This is a genomic window from Streptomyces sp. CA-142005 (assembly GCF_050942335.1).
Lineage (GTDB): Bacteria > Actinomycetota > Actinomycetes > Streptomycetales > Streptomycetaceae > Streptomyces.
In genome coordinates this window covers 7,214,437-7,232,745 of sequence record NZ_CP192078.1, presented here as the reverse complement: position 1 = coordinate 7,232,745, position 18,309 = coordinate 7,214,437, and the positions used below count along the sequence as shown (strand labels likewise).

The 18,309-nt window shown below is 70.6% G+C and carries 19 protein-coding genes and 1 pseudogene; 5 read left to right on the top strand and 15 right to left on the bottom strand.

What is annotated here, in order from left to right; genetic code table 11:
- The first annotated feature begins 267 nt into the window (after positions 1 to 267).
- Complete coding sequence (locus ACQPXS_RS33705) at positions 268 to 642, top strand: SsgA family sporulation/cell division regulator (RefSeq protein ID WP_433453132.1); 375 nt, start codon at positions 268 to 270, stop codon at positions 640 to 642.
- Between the two features lie 48 nt (positions 643 to 690).
- On the opposite strand, the gene ACQPXS_RS33700 is transcribed toward ACQPXS_RS33705, so the two are convergent.
- The 3 genes from ACQPXS_RS33700 to ACQPXS_RS33690 form a co-directional block, all read right to left on the bottom strand.
- Complete coding sequence (locus tag ACQPXS_RS33700; RefSeq protein WP_433453131.1) at positions 691 to 969, bottom strand: hypothetical protein; 279 nt, start codon at positions 967 to 969, stop codon at positions 691 to 693.
- Positions 970 to 1,445: 476 nt separating this feature from the next.
- Positions 1,446 to 2,774 (bottom strand): class I SAM-dependent RNA methyltransferase, encoded by a 1,329-nt coding sequence (locus tag ACQPXS_RS33695; RefSeq protein ID WP_433453130.1) that lies wholly within the window; start codon positions 2,772 to 2,774, stop codon positions 1,446 to 1,448.
- A gap of 122 nt (positions 2,775 to 2,896) precedes the next feature.
- Entirely contained in the window at positions 2,897 to 4,948 is a 2,052-nt protein-coding gene (locus ACQPXS_RS33690; protein WP_433453129.1) for an APC family permease, read from the bottom strand.
- A gap of 161 nt (positions 4,949 to 5,109) precedes the next feature.
- On the opposite strand from ACQPXS_RS33690, the gene ACQPXS_RS33685 reads away from it, so the two are divergent.
- The 3 genes from ACQPXS_RS33685 (at position 5,110) to ACQPXS_RS33675 (ending at position 6,734) form a co-directional block, all read left to right on the top strand.
- On the top strand, positions 5,110 to 5,238 hold the full coding sequence (locus ACQPXS_RS33685) for a hypothetical protein (RefSeq protein ID WP_356305307.1): 129 nt from the start codon (positions 5,110 to 5,112) through the stop codon (positions 5,236 to 5,238).
- A gap of 147 nt (positions 5,239 to 5,385) precedes the next feature.
- Entirely contained in the window at positions 5,386 to 6,057 is a 672-nt protein-coding gene (locus ACQPXS_RS33680; RefSeq protein ID WP_351806271.1) for a potassium channel family protein, read from the top strand.
- Positions 6,057 to 6,734, top strand: coding sequence for a potassium channel family protein (locus ACQPXS_RS33675; RefSeq protein WP_351806006.1), 678 nt, complete (start codon positions 6,057 to 6,059; stop codon positions 6,732 to 6,734). Before ACQPXS_RS33680 ends, ACQPXS_RS33675 begins: the two co-directional genes overlap by 1 nt.
- 458 nt (positions 6,735 to 7,192) lie before the next feature.
- Here ACQPXS_RS33675 and ACQPXS_RS33670 read toward each other — a convergent pair whose 3' ends face one another.
- The 9 genes and pseudogenes from ACQPXS_RS33670 to ACQPXS_RS33630 form a co-directional block, all read right to left on the bottom strand.
- Positions 7,193 to 7,969: a DUF3159 domain-containing protein gene (locus ACQPXS_RS33670; protein WP_433453128.1), complete on the bottom strand. Its 777-nt coding sequence runs from the start codon at positions 7,967 to 7,969 to the stop codon at positions 7,193 to 7,195.
- Between the two features lie 3 nt (positions 7,970 to 7,972).
- On the bottom strand, positions 7,973 to 8,371 hold the full coding sequence (locus ACQPXS_RS33665; protein WP_351806002.1) for an OB-fold nucleic acid binding domain-containing protein: 399 nt from the start codon (positions 8,369 to 8,371) through the stop codon (positions 7,973 to 7,975).
- A gap of 59 nt (positions 8,372 to 8,430) precedes the next feature.
- Entirely contained in the window at positions 8,431 to 9,117 is a 687-nt protein-coding gene (locus ACQPXS_RS33660; RefSeq protein WP_356305094.1) for a response regulator, read from the bottom strand.
- On the bottom strand, positions 9,114 to 11,669 hold the full coding sequence (locus ACQPXS_RS33655; RefSeq protein ID WP_433453126.1) for an ATP-binding protein: 2,556 nt from the start codon (positions 11,667 to 11,669) through the stop codon (positions 9,114 to 9,116). The genes ACQPXS_RS33660 and ACQPXS_RS33655 overlap by 4 nt, the downstream gene beginning before the upstream one ends.
- A 135-nt stretch (positions 11,670 to 11,804) precedes the next feature.
- Positions 11,805 to 12,527, bottom strand: a complete 723-nt coding sequence (locus ACQPXS_RS33650) for an ABC transporter ATP-binding protein (RefSeq protein WP_356305090.1) — start codon at positions 12,525 to 12,527, stop codon at positions 11,805 to 11,807.
- 187 nt (positions 12,528 to 12,714) lie between these two features.
- Positions 12,715 to 12,903: pseudogene (locus tag ACQPXS_RS33645) on the bottom strand (DUF3710 domain-containing protein); the annotation flags it as partial.
- An 88-nt stretch (positions 12,904 to 12,991) separates the two neighbouring features.
- Positions 12,992 to 13,756, bottom strand: coding sequence for a DUF3710 domain-containing protein (locus tag ACQPXS_RS33640; protein ID WP_356305088.1), 765 nt, complete (start codon positions 13,754 to 13,756; stop codon positions 12,992 to 12,994).
- Between the two features lies 1 nt (position 13,757).
- Positions 13,758 to 14,309, bottom strand: coding sequence for a dUTP diphosphatase (dut, locus tag ACQPXS_RS33635; protein WP_351805993.1), 552 nt, complete (start codon positions 14,307 to 14,309; stop codon positions 13,758 to 13,760).
- Positions 14,306 to 14,890, bottom strand: coding sequence for a PaaI family thioesterase (locus ACQPXS_RS33630; protein ID WP_365330857.1), 585 nt, complete (start codon positions 14,888 to 14,890; stop codon positions 14,306 to 14,308). Before ACQPXS_RS33630 ends, dut begins: the two co-directional genes overlap by 4 nt.
- A gap of 58 nt (positions 14,891 to 14,948) precedes the next feature.
- Here ACQPXS_RS33630 and ACQPXS_RS33625 point away from each other — a divergent pair, with 58 nt between their 5' ends.
- Positions 14,949 to 15,413 carry a DUF3093 domain-containing protein gene (locus ACQPXS_RS33625; protein WP_433453124.1) on the top strand — a complete coding sequence of 155 codons (465 nt, stop codon included), beginning with the start codon at positions 14,949 to 14,951 and terminating at the stop codon, positions 15,411 to 15,413.
- Here the strand turns inward: ACQPXS_RS33625 and ACQPXS_RS33620 are convergent.
- The 3 genes from ACQPXS_RS33620 to ACQPXS_RS33610 form a co-directional block, all read right to left on the bottom strand.
- Positions 15,410 to 16,324, bottom strand: a complete 915-nt coding sequence (locus ACQPXS_RS33620) for a hypothetical protein (protein WP_356305080.1) — start codon at positions 16,322 to 16,324, stop codon at positions 15,410 to 15,412. The two genes, ACQPXS_RS33625 and ACQPXS_RS33620, sit on opposite strands and share 4 nt — an antisense overlap.
- A gap of 13 nt (positions 16,325 to 16,337) precedes the next feature.
- A complete protein-coding gene (locus ACQPXS_RS33615) occupies positions 16,338 to 16,634 on the bottom strand; it encodes a DUF4193 domain-containing protein (RefSeq protein ID WP_003997302.1) in 297 nt (98 codons plus the stop codon).
- A 414-nt stretch (positions 16,635 to 17,048) separates the two neighbouring features.
- A complete protein-coding gene (locus tag ACQPXS_RS33610) occupies positions 17,049 to 18,305 on the bottom strand; it encodes a sensor histidine kinase (protein ID WP_433453123.1) in 1,257 nt (418 codons plus the stop codon).
- Positions 18,306 to 18,309: the final 4 nt, after the last annotated feature.

Sequence of the window (18,309 nt, the reverse complement as noted above, 5' to 3'; positions counted from 1 at the left end):
GTTCGGCGGGGCGTAGACGTTGTCACCGGCGTGAAGCGGAAAGGGCGAGGGGCGAGCGGAATCCGTGCACTCCGGAAACACGCGTGCCACACAAGTGCCTTTTCGGACAACCCCCGGTGCACTTGTCGGCAAGGCAACGGAGCAGCCGCGGCTTACGGTCGTCCACAACCGTACGAACAGTCAGATACAGGGGGCGGAGTGAGAATCCCTCTTTCCGATTCCGCGGATGCGTGCTCGATCGTCTTCCCCACGGAAGTCCATATCAGCGTGGCCGGCGAAGCGTGGGTACCGCTCCCCGCCGCACTCCGTTACGACGTGGCCGACCCGTATGCCGTGCGCCTGTCCATGGGCGCCCCTACGGCCCCTTCCGTCGACTGGGTCTTCGCCCGGTCGCTGCTCGCGGACGGACTCCACCGGCCCACGGGAATCGGAGACGTGGTGGTCATCCCGCGGCACCGCCGCCGTCCGGAGTCGGTCCGCATCCTCTTCAGGACCCGCACCGGGGCGGCGCTTCTCGCGATCCACGCCCTCGTGGTCACGGACTTCCTGCGCCGGTCCGAGGCGCTGGTGCCGCCGGGCACCGAGCACCACCACATCGATGTGGACCGCGTCATCGACCGGCTCACGGCCGGCCACGAGTGAGACGCCGCCCGGCGCGATCCGGGTGACGGCCTACAGGCACAGCCGGGGTCAGGCCGCGTGCAGGACGGTGTACAAGGTGTCCGTCACCTGCACCCGGGCCGCCTGGGAGGCGTGCGTGCCGCGGAGCAGGTCGAACAGCACGATCTCCGAGAGTCCCTGGAGACGGTCGCTCGACAGATTCCCCGCGTGGTCTCGGGTACGTCTCAGCGCGTGCCGTACTTGACCGTCCAGTCGCACGAACCGGCTGCCGAGTCGCTCGACCGCCGCCTCAGTCGCCGCCTCACCCTCCGGCTCCGGTACGACGGCTCCTTCCGGGATGCCCTCCATGGAGAAGAGCGCATCGGCGCACGCAATTCCCCGCTCCACTGCAGCTGTTCGACGCACCGCATCCCCCCGTGGTCATCCCTGTCCTCCGCATACCTCGGCACTCCCCACGACACAGGGTAACGAGGCCAGCGCAATCAGCACACGTCAACCCGAGACCTGTCGCCGTATAGCCCGAGCCCAAAGAACAACCCCAACGCGCTGCTCAACGGGTTAAGCCCGACAAGTCGATTGACCCGCGCTACCTGATCCAGGACGACCACTTCACGCTCCGTCAGAAACAGCGTCGACCGAGCGTCAAGACATTTCCCGAACCCGTCTCTTACCGAGCTGAGACAGAGCGTTCCGGACCAATGCCCACGCTGCGAAACCGCAGGTGAGACACGTGGCGGGAACCTACAACATGCTCCACGCGGTGAACTTCGGGAAACAGGTCGAGCGCGCCCGGCCTCGCCTGAGAAACCTACAAAAAGCGCAGGTCAGAGCCCCTTCACCGCAGGCTCCAGAATCGCCACGCACTCCACATGATGCGTCATCGGAAACAGATCGAACGCCCGAAGCGTCCGCACCCGGTACCCGCCCTCGCGGAAGTACGCCAGGTCCCGGGCCAGCGCGGCGGGATCGCAGGCGACGTAGGCGATGCGGCGGGCGTCGAGGGAGCAGAGGTGGGCGACCGTGGCGCGGCCGGCGCCGGCGCGGGGCGGGTCGAGGACGATCAGGTCGACCTCGGTGATGCCCGTGCGCGGCAGGACCGACTCGACCTTGCCCTGCTCGATGCGCACGCGCGGGAAGTCGGCGAGGTTGTGCCGCGCGTCCTCCACCGCACGCTTGCCGGACTCGATGCCGAGGACCGCGCCCTTCTCACCGAGCCGGTCGGCCAGCGCGCCCGCGAACAACCCCACGCCGCAGTAGAGGTCCAGGGCCATCTCGCCCTTGCGGGGGAGCAGGCCCTGCATGACCGCCGTCACCAGGGTGTCCGCCGCCTTCGGGTGGACCTGCCAGAAGCCGCCGCCCGCGACCCGGTGCGTACGGCCGTCCGCGCGCTCGCGGACGAAGGGGCGGCCGTGGACGCGGTGGACGCCACCGGACTTCTCGTCGACCCTCAGGACCGACACCGGCTTGTCCAGTTCGACCAGGGGCAGACGGGCGCCCGGGCGCGGCGTGAGGATCACCTGCCGGTCCTGCGAGCCCGTCGCCGCGATCGCCTCGACCGACTCCATGCCGGTCCAGTCCCGCCGCTCGATGCCCAGCTCGCTGACGCCCTCCGCCGCGATCATGCAGTGGTCGATGCGCTCGATCTCGTGCGAGCGGTGGCGGCGCAGCCCGGCGTGGCCCTCGGCGTCGACGGCGTACTGGACGCGCGTGCGCCACTGCGGGACCTGGCCGGCCGGCAGCTTGTCGCCCTCGGCCGGCACCACCGTGCCGTCCCAGCCGGCCTCCTCGGGCGTGAGGCCCGCGAGCCGCTTGAGCTGCTCGGCGATCACCTCGCCCTTGAGGCGGCGCTGGGCGCCCGGCTTGGCGTGCTGCCAGTCGCAGCCGCCGCAGCGGCCCGGCCCGGCGAAGGGGCAGGGCGCCTCGATGCGGTCCTTGGAGGGCTCCAGGATCCGTACGGCGTCCGCGCGGAGGAAGCGGGCGCCCTCCTCGCCCTCGGTGACCCGCACCACCACTCGCTCGCCGGGCAGCGCGTGCCGGACGAACAGCACCTGGCCCTCGGCCGTGCGGGCGATGCAGTGGCCGCCGTGGGCGACGGGGCCGATCTCGACCTCGTACTCCTCCCCGACCAGCGACTTCTTCTCTTCTGCCTGCATGGCGGGGTGACTCCAGATCGGGAACGGGAAACGGCCGGACAACAGCCCACCAGTCTACGTGGCTGTCGTCCGGCCGTTCACCACAGGCCGAGGCCCCGGCTCCGTCCCGGATCGGTCCGGGCTCAGTCCTTGGCCGTCGACGCCTCCTTCGGCCGCTCCGCCGCCGGACCCCGTCGCACCGCACCCGGGGCGTTCCACTCCTGCCGCCTGCGGGCCCGCACCTTCGCCACCTCGGAGGACGCCAGCTGGTAGGGCACGGAGGTGACCATCACGCCGGGCGTGAACAGCAGGCGGCCCTTCAGGCGCAGGGCGCTCTGGTTGTGCAGCAGATGCTCGTACCAGTGGCCGACCACGTACTCGGGGATGATCACGGAGACCGCGTCGCGCGGCGACTCCTTGCGCAGGCTCTTCACGTACTCGATCACCGGGCGGGTGATCTCGCGGTAGGGCGAGTCCAGGACCTTCAGCGGTACGTCGATGCCGCGCCGCTCCCACTCCTCGCGCAGCGCCTTGGTCTCGGCCGGGTCGACGTTGACCGTCAGCGCCTCCAGGGTGTCCGAGCGCATCAGCTTGGCGTAGGCCAGGGCGCGCAGGGTGGGGCGGTGGATCTTCGAGATCAGCACCACCGAGTGCACCCGGGACGGGCGGACCATGTCGTCGGCCGGGCCCTCGGGGGCCGCGATCTCCTCGGCGACGCGGTCGTAGTGCTTACGGATCGCGGTCATCGTCACGTAGAAGATGCACATGCCCAGCAGCGCCACCCAGGCGCCGTGCGTGAACTTCGTGACCAGGACGACGACGAGCACCAGGCCGGTGAAGAAGGCGCCGAAGGCGTTGATCGCGCGGGAGCGCATCATGTGGCGGCGCTTGGCCTGGTCCTGCTCGACCGCGAGGTGGCGGTTCCAGTGCCGGACCATGCCGGTCTGGCTGAGCGTGAAGGACACGAACACGCCGACGATGTACAGCTGGATCAGCCGTGTGGAGTCCGCGCCGTAGATGACGGTCAGCAGGGCCGCGGCGCCCGCGAGCAGCACGATGCCGTTGGAGAAGGCGAGGCGGTCGCCGCGGGTGTGCAGCTGCCGCGGGAGGTAGCGGTCCTGGGCCAGGATCGAACCGAGCAGCGGGAAGCCGTTGTAGGCCGTGTTCGCCGCGAGGAACAGGACCAGGGCCGTCGCCGCCGCGAGGACGACGAACAGGAAGCTCCCCTTGCCGAAGACGGCCTCGGCGACCTGCGAGATCACCGGGTTCTGGACGTAGCCGGAGCCGAGCGGGTGACCGTTGTGGATCAGGTCGGTGGCCGGGTTCTCGGCCATGCGCACCTTGGTCGACATGGCGAGGGCGATGATGCCGCAGAACATGGTGACGGCCAGCAGGCCCATCATCGCGAGCGTGGTCGCCGCGTTCTTCGACTTGGGCTTGCGGAAGGCCGGGACGCCGTTGGAGATGGCCTCCACACCGGTGAGCGCGGCACAGCCGGAGGAGAAGGCCCGCAGCAGGAGGAACACGAGCGCGAAGCCCGCGAGGCCCTGGTGCTCGGCCTTGATGTGAAACGCCGCGGTCGGCGCGTGCATGGTCTCGCCGAGGACCAGGCCGCGTACGGCGCCCCACACGATCATGATGAAGACGCCGCCGACGAACACGTACGTCGGGATCGCGAAGAGCTTGCCGGACTCCTTCACACCGCGCAGGTTCATGAGCGTCAGCAGCACGATCACGGCGGTGGCGCACAGCACCTTGTGCTCGACCACGAACGGGATCGCGGAGCCGAGGTTCTCGATGCCGGAGGCGATGGAGACGGCGACGGTGAGGACGTAGTCCACGAGCAGGGCGCTTGCCACGGTGAGGCCCGCCTTGGGACCGAGGTTGGTGGTGGCGACCTCGTAGTCACCGCCGCCGCTCGGGTAGGCGTGGACGTTCTGCCGGTAGGAGGCGACGACCGTGAACATCAGCACCACGACCGCGACGGCGATCCACGGGCTGAAGTGGTACGCCGACACGCCCGCGATGGACAGGACCAGCAGGACCTCCCCCGGCGCGTAGGCGACGGAGGACAGCGGGTCGGAGGCGAAGACGGGCAGTGCGATGCGCTTCGGCAGGAGCGTTTCGCCCAGCCGGTCACTGCGCAGTGCGCGCCCGATCAGAATCCGTTTGGGCACGTCGGTCAGTTTGGACACGAGAGAGGATCGTAGGCCTTCGAACAGGCAGCCGCCCACCCGGTGCCCGGGATCTGCCTCACGAGTGAAATCAGGGGCGCATGAAACTGCGGATTCCGCGGTCCGCGCGCTCCCCGTGCCTAGATGGCAAACCCCGCTTGTCATCGCACCTCGGAGGACCCATGCCCGCCATCGCGGAGCTCATCGGGGCGACGCTCGCCCTGCTCGGCCTCGGAATCCTGACCCTGTGCAGCGTGCGCAGCATCACGCGCCGGCGCCCGGCCCCGGTGGCCGTCGACACCGATCGCTGACGCTGCTCACGCGCATGATCGCGGACCGTGATCACGGCAACCCGCGCAGGGGGGTGCCGACGCCCCGCCGCCCGTGTGTAGCTTTGGGCCTCGGTCTGAGAACCTGTTAAGGCCAAGTCAATGACTCTTGACCTCGGAAGGACGGTCGTGCACATCGTCATCATGGGTTGCGGGAGAGTGGGTTCCGCTCTCGCCCAGACCCTGGAGCAACAGGGCCATACGGTCGCCGTGATCGACCAGGACCCGACCGCCTTCCGTCGGCTGGGCCCGGGCTTCGGGGGCCGCCGTGTCACCGGTGTGGGCTTCGACCAGGACACCCTGCGCGAAGCGGGCATCGAGGAGGCCGGTGCCTTCGCCGCCGTCTCCAGCGGTGACAACTCCAACATCATCTCCGCGCGCGTGGCCCGCGAGATGTTCGGGGTGGAGAACGTGGCCGCCCGTATCTACGACCCGCGCCGCGCCGAGGTCTACCAGCGCCTGGGCATCCCCACCGTGGCGACGGTCCGCTGGACCGCCGACCAGATGCTGCGCCGGCTGCTGCCCTCCGGTGCCGAGCCGCTGTGGCGCGACCCCACCGGCGGGGTGCAGCTCGCCGAGGTGCACGCCTCCCCGAAGTGGGTCGGGCACAAGATCAGCAAGCTGCAGGACGAGACGGGCGTCCGCGTGGCGTTCCTGACCCGCCTCGGCGAAGCGATCCTGCCGACCTCGCAGACGGTGCTGCAGGAGGGCGACCTCGTGCATGTGATGATGCGGTCGGACGACGTCGAGAAGGTCGAGGCGGCGTTCGCCGAGGGCCCGGAAGAGGAGAGCGGTCACTGATGAGGGTCGCCATTGCCGGAGCCGGCGCCGTCGGCCGCTCGATCGCGGGCGAGCTGCTGGAGAACGGTCACGAGGTCCTGCTGATCGACAAGGCCCCGACCGCCATCTCGGTGGAGCGGGTGCCCCAGGCGGAGTGGCTGCTGGCCGACGCCTGCGAGATCACGTCCCTGGACGAGGCGGCGCTCCAGCGCTGCAACGTCGTCATCGCCGCGACCGGCGACGACAAGGTCAACCTGGTGGTCTCGCTGCTCGCCAAGACGGAGTACGGCGTCCCGCGCGTCGTCGCCCGCGTCAACAACCCGAAGAACGAGTGGCTGTTCAACGAGGCCTGGGGCGTGGACGTGGCCGTCTCCACCCCGCGTCTGATGTCCGCCCTGGTCGAGGAGGCGGTGAGCGTCGGCGACCTGGTCCGGCTGCTCCGCTTCAGCCACGGCGACGCCAACCTCGTCGAGCTGACCCTGCCCGAGGAGTCGGCCCTGGCCGGCACCCAGGTGGGCGACGTCCAGTGGCCGGAGGACACCTCCCTGGTCACGATCATCCGCGGCACCCGGGTCCTGACCCCGTCCAAGGAGGACTCCCTGGAGCCGGGCGACGAACTCCTCTTCGTGGCCGCCCAGGCCCGCGAGGAGCAGCTGGAGGAGCTGCTGTCGGTACGGCGCGAGGACACGCAGGGCTAGTCGGCACACTGCCACGCCGAGGGCCCGGGGATCGCTGGATCCACCGGGCCCTTCCCGTGCGCGGGCTCCTGTGGCGGCAAGCCGCGCCCCGCCATGCGAACAGCCCGGGACCTCTGCGGGTCCCGGGCCGTTGCGAAGCCGCGGTGCCGAAGTCGCGGTGCCGTCGTCGGTCAGGCCTCCCGGCGGTGCCGGCCCCCGGTCGACTCACCGCTCTCGGTGGCCAGTGCCGCCTTGCGCTCCTGCTCGGAGGAGCTGCTGTCGGTACGGCGCGAGGACACGCAGGGCTAGCCGGCACACTGCCACGCCGAGGGCCCGGGGATCGCAGGATCCACCGGGCCCGTCCCGTGCGCGGGCTCCTGTGGCGGCAAGCCGCGCCCCGCCATGCGAACAGCCCGGGACCTCTGCGGGCCCCGGGCCGCTGCGAAGCCGCGGTGCCGAAGCCGCGGTGCCGTCGTCGGTCAGGCCTCCCGGCGGTGCCGGCCCCCGGTCGACTCACCGCTCTCGGTGGCCAGTGCCGCCTTGCGCTCCTGCTCGGCCTTCTCCTCGGCTTCCATCTCGGCGAAGACGTCGATGGGCGCGGGCGCCTTCGCGAGGAAGATCCAGGTGAGCCAGACCGCCAGCAGGAACGGCGGGATCTTCAGGGCGACCAGGACCCAGCCGAGCCTGGTGGTGTCGGACCACCAGTAGAGCGGGAAGAGGATCGCGCACTTGGCGAGCAGGATCAGGCCCCAGGCCCAACTCGCCTTCGCATACGCCTTCTTGCGGCCGGGGTTGCGGGTGCGCCAGGAGAGGTTTTCCTTGAAGACCGGGCCGAGGATGAGGCCGATCAGGGGCACACCGGCCAGGGTCGTGGCGATGTACGCCACCGCCAGGCCCAGCGTGTAGAGCATGCCGGGGAGGTAGAAGTCCTTGGCGTTGCCGGTGAACATCGCGAAGACGACACCGAAGGCCACGCCGAAGACACCGCTGAAGGCGTGCTTGACGGTGTCCTTCATGGCGAGCCGGACCACGACCAGGACCAGGGACACGATCAGCGCGGCGATCGCCGACACGTGCAGGTCCTTGTTGACCGTGAAGATCGCGACGAAGAGCAGGCCCGGCACGACCGTCTCGACCATGCCGCGGACGCCGCCGAACGCGTCGAACAGCGCGGCCTCGGTCACCGCACGGGCATCACCGGTTCCGTCGGGCGGACTCTGGTCGGTGCCTTCGGTCGGCTTGTCGAGGGACGTCACCGGCTACTCCCGTCCGAGGGGTCGCAGTTCGTATTTCGGGTTGAACAGCACCCGGCGGCCCCGGCTCATCGAGATCCGGCCCGATGCGATCAGCTTGCGCCCGGGTTCTATGCCCACGATGGAACGCCTGCCGAGCCACACCACGTCCAGCGCGGCGGAGCCGTCGAACAGCTCGGCCTCCAGGGCAGGGACCCCGGCGCGGGGACGCAAGGTGACCGTGCGCAACGTACCAGTTACGGTGACGATCTGCCGGTCGTGGCAGTCGCCGATCTTGGTACAGCCCGCGGCGTCGGCGTCCTCACGCAGCTCCTCGGACTCCAGGTCCTCCTGCGACGAGGAGAGCCGGTCGAGCATGCGCCGGAACCGGCCGGCCGGCTTTTCGGAACGAGGAACAGCACTCATACCTGAAGCGTACCGGGGCACACCGACAGCACCGTAGCCCAGCTCACTTCGCGGCCCGCTCACTTCTCGAACCGGTAGCCCATGCCCGGTTCCGTGATGAAGTGCTTCGGGTGCGAGGGGTCCGTCTCCAGCTTCCGCCGCAGCTGGGCCATGTACACGCGCAGGTAGTTGGTCTCGGTGCCGTACGACGGCCCCCACACCTCCTGCAGCAGCTGCTTCTGGCCGACCAGGCGGCCGGTGTTGCGGACCAGCACCTCCAGCAGGTGCCACTCGGTCGGGGTGAGGCGGACGTCCTTGCCGGCGCGGTTGACCTTCTTGGCGGCCAGGTCGACGGTGAAGCCCTCGGTCTCCACGGTCGTCATGTCGTCCTCGCCCGGCCCGACCGGCTCGGCCCGGCGGACGGCGGCCCGCAGCCGGGCCAGCAGCTCGTCCATGCCGAAGGGCTTGGTGACGTAGTCGTCGGCGCCCGCGTCCAGCGCCTCGACCTTCTCGTCCGAGGAGTGCCGGGCGGACAGGACCAGGATGGGCACGCGGGTCCAGCCGCGCAGGCCCCGGATCACCTCGACGCCGTCCATGTCCGGCAGACCCAGGTCGAGCACGACCACGTCGGGGTGCCGCGAGGCGGCGAGTTCGAGGGCGGTACGGCCGTCGGGCGCCGCGTCGACCTCGTACTTGCGTGCCTTGAGGTTGATCACGAGGGCGCGCACGATCTGCGGCTCGTCGTCGACCACGAGCACCCGGGTCATGAGGCCTGCCTTTCCGGTTCTGCGATGTCCCGGCCCGCAACGAGGGCCCCGGGACGCGATCCTGCCGCGCGAAGGCTCAGGACCATCGTGAGTCCGCCGCCCGGCGTGTCCTCGGCGTCGAGGGTGCCGCCCATGGCCTCCGCGAAACCGCGGGCGACCGCGAGGCCGAGGCCCACCCCGGCACCGCGCGGGGCGTCACCGTACCGCTGGAACGGCTCGAAGATCCGGTCCTTGGCCTCGTCCGGCACGCCCGGCCCGCCGTCCACCACGCGCACCTCGACGCGGTCGGCTATGGCGCTGGCGGAGACCAGCACGGGACGGTCCCTCGGGCTGTACTTGACGGCGTTCTCCACCAGGTTGGCCACGGACCGCTCCAGCAGCCCGGGATCGACCTCGACCATCGGCAGGCTCTCGGGCACGTCCAGCTCGACGCTGCCCTCCGGGACGCCCCCGAGCGCCATCGGCACGACCTCGTCCACGTCGATCTCGCGGATCAGCGGGGTGACCGTGCCGGTCTGCAGGCGGGACATGTCGAGCAGGTTGCCGACGAGGTGGTCCAGCCGGTCGGCGCCCTCCTCGATCGCGGCCAGCAGCTCCGCCCGGTCCTCCTCGGACCATTCGACGTCGTCGGAGCGCAGCGAGGACACCGACGCCTTGATGCCGGCCAGCGGGGTGCGCAGGTCGTGGCTGACGGCCGCGAGCAGGGCGGTGCGGATGCGGTTGCCCTCGGCGAGCGCACGGGCCTGGTCGGCCTCCTGCCGAAGGCGACGGCGGTCCAGGGCGACGGCGGCCTGCGCCGCGAAGGCGGCGAGCACCCGGCGGTCCTCGGCGGGCAGCACCCGCCCGGTGAGTGCGAGGGCCATGTGGTCGCCGACCGGCATGTCGACGTCGGCGTCCTCCGGCCGCTCCAGCGGGCGCCCGAATCCGGCGCGCCCGGCGCAGGTCCACGGCTCGGTGTCGCTCGCCCGTTCCAGGAGCGCGGCCGACTCCATCGCGAAGGTCTCCCGGACCCGCTCCAGCAGCTCCTCCAGGCTGGTCTCGCCGCGCAGCACGTTCCCGGCGAGGAAGGAGAGTATCTCCGACTCGGCGCGCAGCCGGGCGGCCTGGTGGGTGCGCCGGGCGGCGAGGTCCACGACCGAGGCGACCGACATGCCGACACCGAAGAAGATCGCTATGGCGACGATGTTCTTGGGGTCGGCGATGGTGAGCCGGTGCAGGGGCGGGGTGTAGAAGTAGTTCAGCAGCAGCGAGCCGAAGGCCGCCGAGGCCAGCGCCGGGAAGAGCCCGCCCAGCAGGGCCGCCGCGACCGTCAGCGCCAGGAACAGCAGCATGTCGTTGGCGAGGCCGAGGGCGACGCTGTTCAGCAGTACCGCGAGGACCGCGGGGCCCACCAGGCCCACCACCCAGCCCCAGATGATCCGGGCCCGCCCGAGCCGTGCGCCCCGGGCCACGGGCAGTCCGCGACCCTTGGCGACCTCCTCGTGGGTGACGATGTGGACGTCGAGGTCGGGACCTGACTCGCGGGCGACCGTGGCGCCGACGCCGGGCCCGAAGATGTACTGCCAGGCCTTGCGGCGCGAGGAGCCCAGCACGATCTGGGTGGCGTTCACGCCCCGCGCGAAGTCGAGCAGGGCGGCCGGTATGTCGTCGCCGACCACGTGGTGGAAGGTGCCGCCGAGGTCCTCCACCAGGGTGCGCTGGACGGCCAGCTCCTTCGGGGAGGCGGAGGTCAGCCCGTCGCTGCGGGCTATGTACACGGCCAGCACCTCGCCGCCGGCGCCCTTCTCCGCGAGCCGCGCGGCACGCCGTATCAGGGTGCGGCCCTCGGGCCCGCCGGTCAGCCCGACGACGATCCGCTCGCGAGAGCCCCAGATCTTGGAGACCCGGTGTTCGCTGCGGTAGGCGTTCAGGTACTCGTCGACCCGGTCCGCCACCCACAGCAGCGCCAGCTCGCGCAGGGCGGTGAGGTTTCCGGGGCGGAAGTAGTTGGACAGGGCCGCGTCGACCTTGTCCGGCTTGTAGATGTTGCCGTGCGCCATACGACGGCGCAGCGCCTCCGGGGACATGTCGACCAGCTCGATCTGGTCGGCCCGCCGTACCACCTCGTCGGGCACGGTCTCGCGCTGCCGCACCCCGGTGATCGACTCCACGACGTCGCCGAGTGACTCCAGGTGCTGGATGTTGACGGTCGAGACCACGTCGATCCCCGCGGAAAGCAGCTCCTCCACGTCCTGCCAGCGCTTGGCGTTGCGGGAGCCGGGGACGTTGGTGTGGGCGAGTTCGTCCACCAGGGCGACGGCCGGGGCGCGGCGCAGCACGGCATCGACGTCCATCTCGCCGAAGCGGCTGCCCCGGTACTCCAGCTGCCTGCGCGGCACCTGCTCCAGACCGTGCAGCATCACCTCGGTGCGCGGCCGGTCGTGGTGCTCGACGAAGCCCACGACACAGTCGGTGCCCCGCTCCACACGGCGGTGTGCCTCCGACAGCATCGCGTAGGTCTTGCCCACACCCGGTGCCGCACCGAGGTAGATCCGAAGCTTGCCGCGTGCCATGGCCCCATTGTCTTCCCGTGACTGCTGCGTACGCAGCGTCGACCTTACGGCCAACAATCACGGCAAACGGGACAGGGAGGCCTGCGGCGGACAACTTTGACGCATCCCTGATGAGAGGCGGGCGGGCCGGCCGGTTCAGTGCTCGACGATCTCGCCGTCGCGCAGTTCCAGCACCCGGTCGGCCAGGTCGAGGAGGGTGGCGTCATGCGTGGCGACCAGGGCGGACGGGGGTCCGTCGTGGTCGGAGGAGGCCGGCCGCTCACTGCGTACGACGGCCCGGAGCAGTTCCATGACGGCGTGCCCGGTCTCGGCGTCGAGCTGGCCGGTCGGTTCATCGGCGATGAGCAGGGCCGGCCTGTTGGCGAGGGCGCGGGCGATGGCGACCCGCTGCTGCTGTCCGCCGGACAGCTCGCCGGGCCGCTGGGCGGCGTGCCCCGCCAGCCCGACGAGGGAGAGCAGCAGCTCGACCCGTTCCTCACGCTCGCGCGGGTCGGCACGGCGCAGCCTGAGCGGTACGCCGACGTTCTCGGCCGCGGTGAGGATCGGGATGAGCCCGAAGGACTGGAAGACGAACCCGATCCGGTCCCGGCGCAGCCGCAGCAGCTCGCTCTCGCCCAGCTCCCCCAGCTGCCGCCCGTCGACCTCGACCCGGCCCCGGTCGGGCGTGTCGAGCCCGCCGACGATGTTCAGCAGGGTGGTCTTCCCGGATCCCGAACGCCCCTTGAGCGCAACGAGCTCACCGCGCCGCACCTCCAGCGAGACCCCGCGCAGGGCGTGAACGGCCGCCGCACCCCGCCCGAACGACTTGTGGACGTCCTCGACCCGAACCATGGTCTCGGTGACCACCCGACCGCCCATACCGCCTCCCCCATCGATCGGGCGCCAGTATGGCGCCCCGAAAGGGGCGCGGGGAACTGCGCGGGCAACCACGACGAACCCGCACTCCGCAGCGGCGGCGAATCCACAACGGCGGGACCCCGCAACAAACGGGCCGCACCCCCTCAGAGGCACGGCCCGTGCATCCCCGCTGAACCCGGCGGAGCGCCTAGCGGACTTCGGTGATCTCCGGCCCGCGCTGAAGCTGGCCCATCCCGCCCGAGAACCGCGAGGACTCGTCGTGCTGGACACCCTCCGGCACCATCTGCGCGTCGTTCGGCAGCTTCAGGACGATCGGGTCGCGGGGCGCCATCGGCCCCTCACCACGGACCACGACGGTGTCGCGGAAGATCTGCTCCGCCGTCCACACCCACGAACCGCACGACAACGGGCCGCACCCCCTCAGAGGCACGGCCCGTGCATCCCCGCTGAACCCGGCGGAGCGCCTAGCGGACTTCGGTGATCTCCGGCCCGCGCTGAAGCTGGCCCATCCCGCCCGAGAACCGGGAGGACTCGTCCTGCTGGACACCCTCCGGCACCATCTGCGCATCGTTCGGCAGCTTCAGGACGATCGGGTCGCGGGGCGCCATCGGCCCCTCACCACGGACCACGACGGTGTCACGGAAGATCTGCTCCAGCAGCCCGGCGGCCTGCGGCTGCACCGCGCCCTGCCCGGAGATCACACCGCGCAGGAACCAGCGCGGGCCGTCCACACCCACGAACCGCACGACCTGGAAACCACCCGTGCCGTCCGGCAGCTGCACCGGCACCTGAGCGCGCAGCTCCCAGCCCAGCGGGCCCTCGACCTCGTCGACGATGCCGCCCTGCTGGGTGATGCCGGACGCGATCTCCTCGCGGACCTCGCCCCAGATGCCCTCGCGCTTGGGCGCGGCGAAGGCCTGGAGCTGGATGGCGCTGTCGCGCAGCACGACGGTCGCGGCGACGATCGCGTCACCGGCGACCTCGACCCGCAGCTCCATGCCGTCGACGCCCGGGACGAAAAGACCACCGAGGTCGACGCGGCCCTCACCCGGCTCGCGCACCTCGCTGCTGTCCCACGGCCCGTCGGGCCGGGGCCCGGGCTCCAGCCGGACGCGCTCGCGCTCGGCCTCCACTTCCTCGTCCGCCTCGGTGTCGACGCTGTCGACGACCTGCTCGGCCTCGCCGGCCGCGTCCTCGGCGGCACCCTTCTTCTTGCGACGTCCGAACACGTCACTGTCCTTCCCGGTCGGATACGACCGAAGCGTATCGATTCCCACCCGTCGGACCGCCCTCGGCGGCCTGACCGCTTGTGCCGCTCTCGCCGCCCACCGCGGCATGGCCGCCGGTGGACCCGAAGCCCCCTTCGGCCCGCGTCGAATCGGGAAGCTCCGCGACCTCCTGGAAGCGGACCCTCTCGACCTGCTGGACGACCAGTTGGGCAATCCGGTCGAAGCGCTCGAACCGCACACTCTCACGCGGGTCGAGATTCACCACGATCACCTTGATCTCCCCACGGTACCCGGCATCAACCGTCCCCGGGGCATTGACGAGGGCGACACCGCAGCGAGCGGCGAGACCGGAGCGCGGGTGCACGAAGGCCGCGTACCCCTCGGGCAGGGCGATCGACACCCCCGTGGGGAGAACGGCGCGCTCCCCGGGCCCCAGTTCGCACGGCTCGGTGGTGCGCAGATCGGCTCCGGCGTCCCCCGGGTGCTCGTACGCCGGAAGCGGTACGTCGGGGTCGACACGCCGGAGCAGCACGTTCAGGGGGCCGCGGCTCACGGGTTCACCTCGAAGGCGCGGGCGCGGCGGATCTGGTCCGGGTCGCTCATGGCGGCCCGGATCTCCTCCTCGCGGCCGTGGTCGATGAAGTGGTCGACCTTGACCTCGATGAAGAGGGCGTCGGCGCGGACCGCGAGGGGCCCGTCGGGGCCGCCGATGCGTCCGGTGGCGGTGGAGTAGATCTTGCGCCCGGCGACGGCGGTGACCTCGGCCTCCAGGTACAGCGTGGTGCCGACGGGCACGGGCCGCACGAAGTCGGTCTCCAGCCGGCCGGTCACGGCGATGGTCCGCAGCAGCCAGTTCAGCGAGCCGAGGGTCTCGTCGAGGGCCGTGGCCAGCACTCCGCCGTGCGCGAGGCCCGGGGCGCCCTGGTGGGCGGGCTGGACGGTGAACTCGGCGGTCAGCGAGACACCCTCGCCGGCCCGTGCCTCCAGGTGCAGTCCGTGCGACTGCCCGGGGCCACAGCCGAAACAGTGTTCGTAGTGGGCGCCGAGGAGGTCTCCGGGCGCGGGCGCGTCGGGGTGCCGTACCGGTTTCACCGCGTCGGCTGGGGGCTGAAGGCTTGCGGAACTACCACTCACAGGCGCAGACCTTACCCGCGCGTCGGCCCTGACCGGATGCCGTGCCAAGCTTGGCTTCATGCAGCTCTCCGCCACCCCCTACGAAGAACGCCTCACCGCCCCCCGCTCGTGGTGGCTGATCAGCTTCCTGGTGGGCGTCTCCTTCGCCCTGATCCTGCTTCCCTTCGGCACCCTGCCGCTGCTCGGCGGCCTGGTCGGCGGCACGGCCGCGGCGGCGGTGGTCGCCAGCGCGTACGGCTCCCAGCGCATCCGGATCGTGGGCGACTCGCTGATCGCGGGCGAGGCGAAGATCCCGGTGGCGGCGCTGGGCGAGGCGGAGGTGCTGGACGCGGAGGAGGCCCGCGCCTGGCGGACGTACAAGGCCGACACCCGCGCCTTCCTGCTGCTGCGCGCCTACATCCCCACGGCGCTGCGGGTGGAGGTCACGGACCCGGAGGACCCGACGCCGTACCTGTATCTGTCGACGCGCGAGCCGGAGCGGCTGGCGGCGGCGATCGAGGCGGCGCGCAAGGCGAACGCCTAGAGCTCTTCGGGAAGGTCGCGCAGGTTCAGCGGTTCCGCCGGCTCCTCCAGCGGCGGCAGCCCGGCCAGCTCCTCCCAGGGGACCTGGATCTTGCGCAGGTCGGCCCGGACGTGGGCGGCGAGCCTCCTGGTGTCCCGGCGGTTCATGACCGCGCCGACCGCGGCGCCCACCATGAACGGCATGAGGTTGGGCAGGTCGCGGACCATCCGCTTCATGATCTGCTGGCGCAGTTCGCGCTTCATGCGGACGCTGAGGGCCGCGTCGTACGTCGACGGCTTCATCACGTCGATCCCGCGCTCCCCCGACCAGGAGGACAGATACGCGGTGCTGCGGGTCTTGAGGTTCCCCGGCGGTCGTACGCCGTAGACCTCGTGCAGTTCGGCGACGAGCTTCAGCTCGATCGCGGCGACCCCGGTGATCTCCGCGGCCAGTTCGGTCGGCATCGCGGGCGGCACCGGCAGCATCGCCGCCGCTCCGATCCCGGCTCCGACCGTCGAGGTGCCGGCCGCCGCGCCCGCCACCAGCTTGTCGGCGAGTTCTTCGGGTCCGAGGCCCGGGAACTGCCGGCGCAGGGTCGCGAGGTCGCGTACGGGGATACGCGGGGCGATCTCGATGATCCGGTCCGCGAGGTAGGCCAGGCCCGCGCGGGCGCGGCTGCCGCCCCTACGGACCCCTTGCCGGGCCATGTCACGGGCCTTTTCACCCATCACCGCGGCCCGTCGCCGGGCGACGGGCGCGGGGTGTTCTTCCGGCGCCGGGTGGTCCGCCCGGTCGGTCGCCGGTTCGAGCGGGGCCACCACTCCTGGTGCGCCCCGCTCGTCGTCACGCGCGCCGTGCGGGCCGTCGGACGGCCCTTCGTCCGCTTTCCCTAGGGGGAAGCGGCGCTTCCGAGGAGGGGTCGAGCCAGTCATGGCCGACCCGACCTCAGTCGCAGTCGCGGCAGATCGGCTGACCGTTCTTCTCACGGGCCAGCTGGCTGCGGTGGTGCACCAGGAAGCAGCTCATGCAGGTGAACTCGTCCTGCTGCTTGGGCAGCACCCGGACGGCCAGTTCCTCGTTCGAGAGGTCGGCGCCGGGCAGTTCGAGGCCCTCGGCGGCCTCGAACTCGTCGACGTCCACCGACGAGGTGGACTTGTCGTTCCGCCGGGCCTTCAGCTCTTCCAGACTGTCCGAGTCGACGTCGTCGTCGGTCTTGCGTGGAGTGTCGTAATCGGTTGCCATATCGCTCTCCCCCTCTGGGTGTCTGCGGTGTCTCCAGCGCACGTAACGCGTGAGAGGCCGGACTTGTGCCCGACCTGAGGCGGAGATTTTGCCTCACATCAAGGTCTGTTACTCAATCGACACCCAACCCGACCCCTCAAGAGTGATCGGCTTGGATGGCGGTGAGGACCGTACACGGTTCGAATGCCGCACCTCAAAGGCGCCTCACCGTGTACTTCCCGTGATCATGAGCCCTGAAAACTGGGACTTTCCCGGCTTTCCGCCATGTTTCATGATCACAGAGAGTACATGGCTGAAAATCCGTGCATGTGATCGATCACACAAGGGCAAGCTCATTCGGCGGATGAAAAATTCCGCGTGAAGCGAACATCCTCCGCGTGTGTCGATTCCGTGCCCCCGTGACCCCGTCATGGATCACAACGGCATGGTGACCCGCATCACCAGACCGCCTCCCTCGCGGGGCTGCGCCACGATGTGGCCGCCGTGCGCGCGGGCCACGGACCGGACGATGGACAGGCCGAGGCCGACGCCCTTGTCGCTGCCCGTGCGCTCCGTACGGAGCCGTCTGAAGGGCTCGAAGAGGTTGTCGATCTCGTACGCCGGCACCACCGGCCCGGTGTTCGTGACGGTCAGTACCGCCTGCCCGTGCTGGACCTCGGTAGTCACCTCGACCCACCCGTCCTCGGCCACGTTGTACCGGACGGCGTTCTGCACCAGGTTCAGCGCGATCCGCTCCAGCAGTACGCCGTTGCCCTGCACCACCGCCGGCCTGCGCTCGCCGCGGATCTTCACGCCCTTGGCCTCGGCCTCGGCGTGCACCTGGTCGACGGCCTGGGTCGCGACCTCGGCCAGGTCGACGGGCCCCCGCTCGACGATCTGGTTGTCGCTGCGGGCGAGCAGCAGCAGGCCCTCGACCAGCTGCTCGCTGCGCTCGTTCGTGGCCAGCAGCGTCTTGCCCAGCTGCTGCAGCTCCACCGGTGCGTTCGGGTCCGACAGATGGACCTCGAGAAGCGTTCTGTTGATCGCGAGCGGGGTGCGCAGCTCGTGGGAGGCGTTGCCGACGAAGCGCTGCTGGGCGGTGAAGGCCCGTTGCAGCCGCTCCAGCATGTCGTCGAAGGTGTCCGCCAGCTCCTTCAGCTCGTCGTCCGGGCCGTCCAGCTCGATCCGGCGGGACAGGTCGGAACCGGCCACCTGGCGGGCGGTGCGGGTGATCCGGCCGAGCGGGGACAGCACGCGGCCGGCCATCGCGTAACCGAACGCGAACGCGATCACGGCGAGGCCCAGCAGGGCCAGCAGCGAGCGGCTGAGCAGGTCGTCCAGGGCGGCCTGGCGCTGCTGGTCCACGCAGTGGGCGATCACTTCGTTGAAGTCCGACAGCGGCACCGGGTTGGAGTTGATCGCGGTGATCGCGGGGCAGTTGTCGCTGGTGACCCGGATGTTCGTGCCGCTGACGATCTTGAACAGCGGCTGGTTGCCCGTACTGATCGCCTGCGCGGCCAGCAGGTAGATGATCGACAGCAGCAGGATGCCGGCGATCAGGAACATGCCGCCGTAGAGCAGCGTGAGCCGTATGCGGATGGTGGGGCGCAGCCACGGGAACGGGGGCTGCGGCCTCCTGGGGTCCCAGGTGGGTTTCGGTGGCGCCTGGGGCGGCGCGGGGGTGGCGGCCATGGCG

What these genes read in the sequence shown, in the direction of transcription:
- ACQPXS_RS33700 (WP_433453131.1), bottom strand. Translation starts at nt 969, where the DNA reads ATGGAGGGCATCCCGGAAGGAGCCGTCGTACCGGAGCCGGAGGGTGAG.
- ACQPXS_RS33695 (WP_433453130.1), bottom strand. Translation starts at nt 2,774, where the DNA reads ATGCAGGCAGAAGAGAAGAAGTCGCTGGTCGGGGAGGAGTACGAGGTC.
- ACQPXS_RS33685 (WP_356305307.1), top strand. Translation starts at nt 5,110, where the DNA reads ATGCCCGCCATCGCGGAGCTCATCGGGGCGACGCTCGCCCTGCTCGGC.
- ACQPXS_RS33675 (WP_351806006.1), top strand. Translation starts at nt 6,057, where the DNA reads ATGAGGGTCGCCATTGCCGGAGCCGGCGCCGTCGGCCGCTCGATCGCG.
- ACQPXS_RS33665 (WP_351806002.1), bottom strand. Translation starts at nt 8,371, where the DNA reads ATGAGTGCTGTTCCTCGTTCCGAAAAGCCGGCCGGCCGGTTCCGGCGC.
- ACQPXS_RS33660 (WP_356305094.1), bottom strand. Translation starts at nt 9,117, where the DNA reads ATGACCCGGGTGCTCGTGGTCGACGACGAGCCGCAGATCGTGCGCGCC.
- ACQPXS_RS33655 (WP_433453126.1), bottom strand. Translation starts at nt 11,669, where the DNA reads ATGGCACGCGGCAAGCTTCGGATCTACCTCGGTGCGGCACCGGGTGTG.
- ACQPXS_RS33650 (WP_356305090.1), bottom strand. Translation starts at nt 12,527, where the DNA reads ATGGGCGGTCGGGTGGTCACCGAGACCATGGTTCGGGTCGAGGACGTC.
- ACQPXS_RS33625 (WP_433453124.1), top strand. Translation starts at nt 14,949, where the DNA reads ATGCAGCTCTCCGCCACCCCCTACGAAGAACGCCTCACCGCCCCCCGC.
- ACQPXS_RS33620 (WP_356305080.1), bottom strand. Translation starts at nt 16,324, where the DNA reads ATGACTGGCTCGACCCCTCCTCGGAAGCGCCGCTTCCCCCTAGGGAAA.
- ACQPXS_RS33615 (WP_003997302.1), bottom strand. Translation starts at nt 16,634, where the DNA reads ATGGCAACCGATTACGACACTCCACGCAAGACCGACGACGACGTCGAC.
- ACQPXS_RS33610 (WP_433453123.1), bottom strand. Translation starts at nt 18,305, where the DNA reads ATGGCCGCCACCCCCGCGCCGCCCCAGGCGCCACCGAAACCCACCTGG.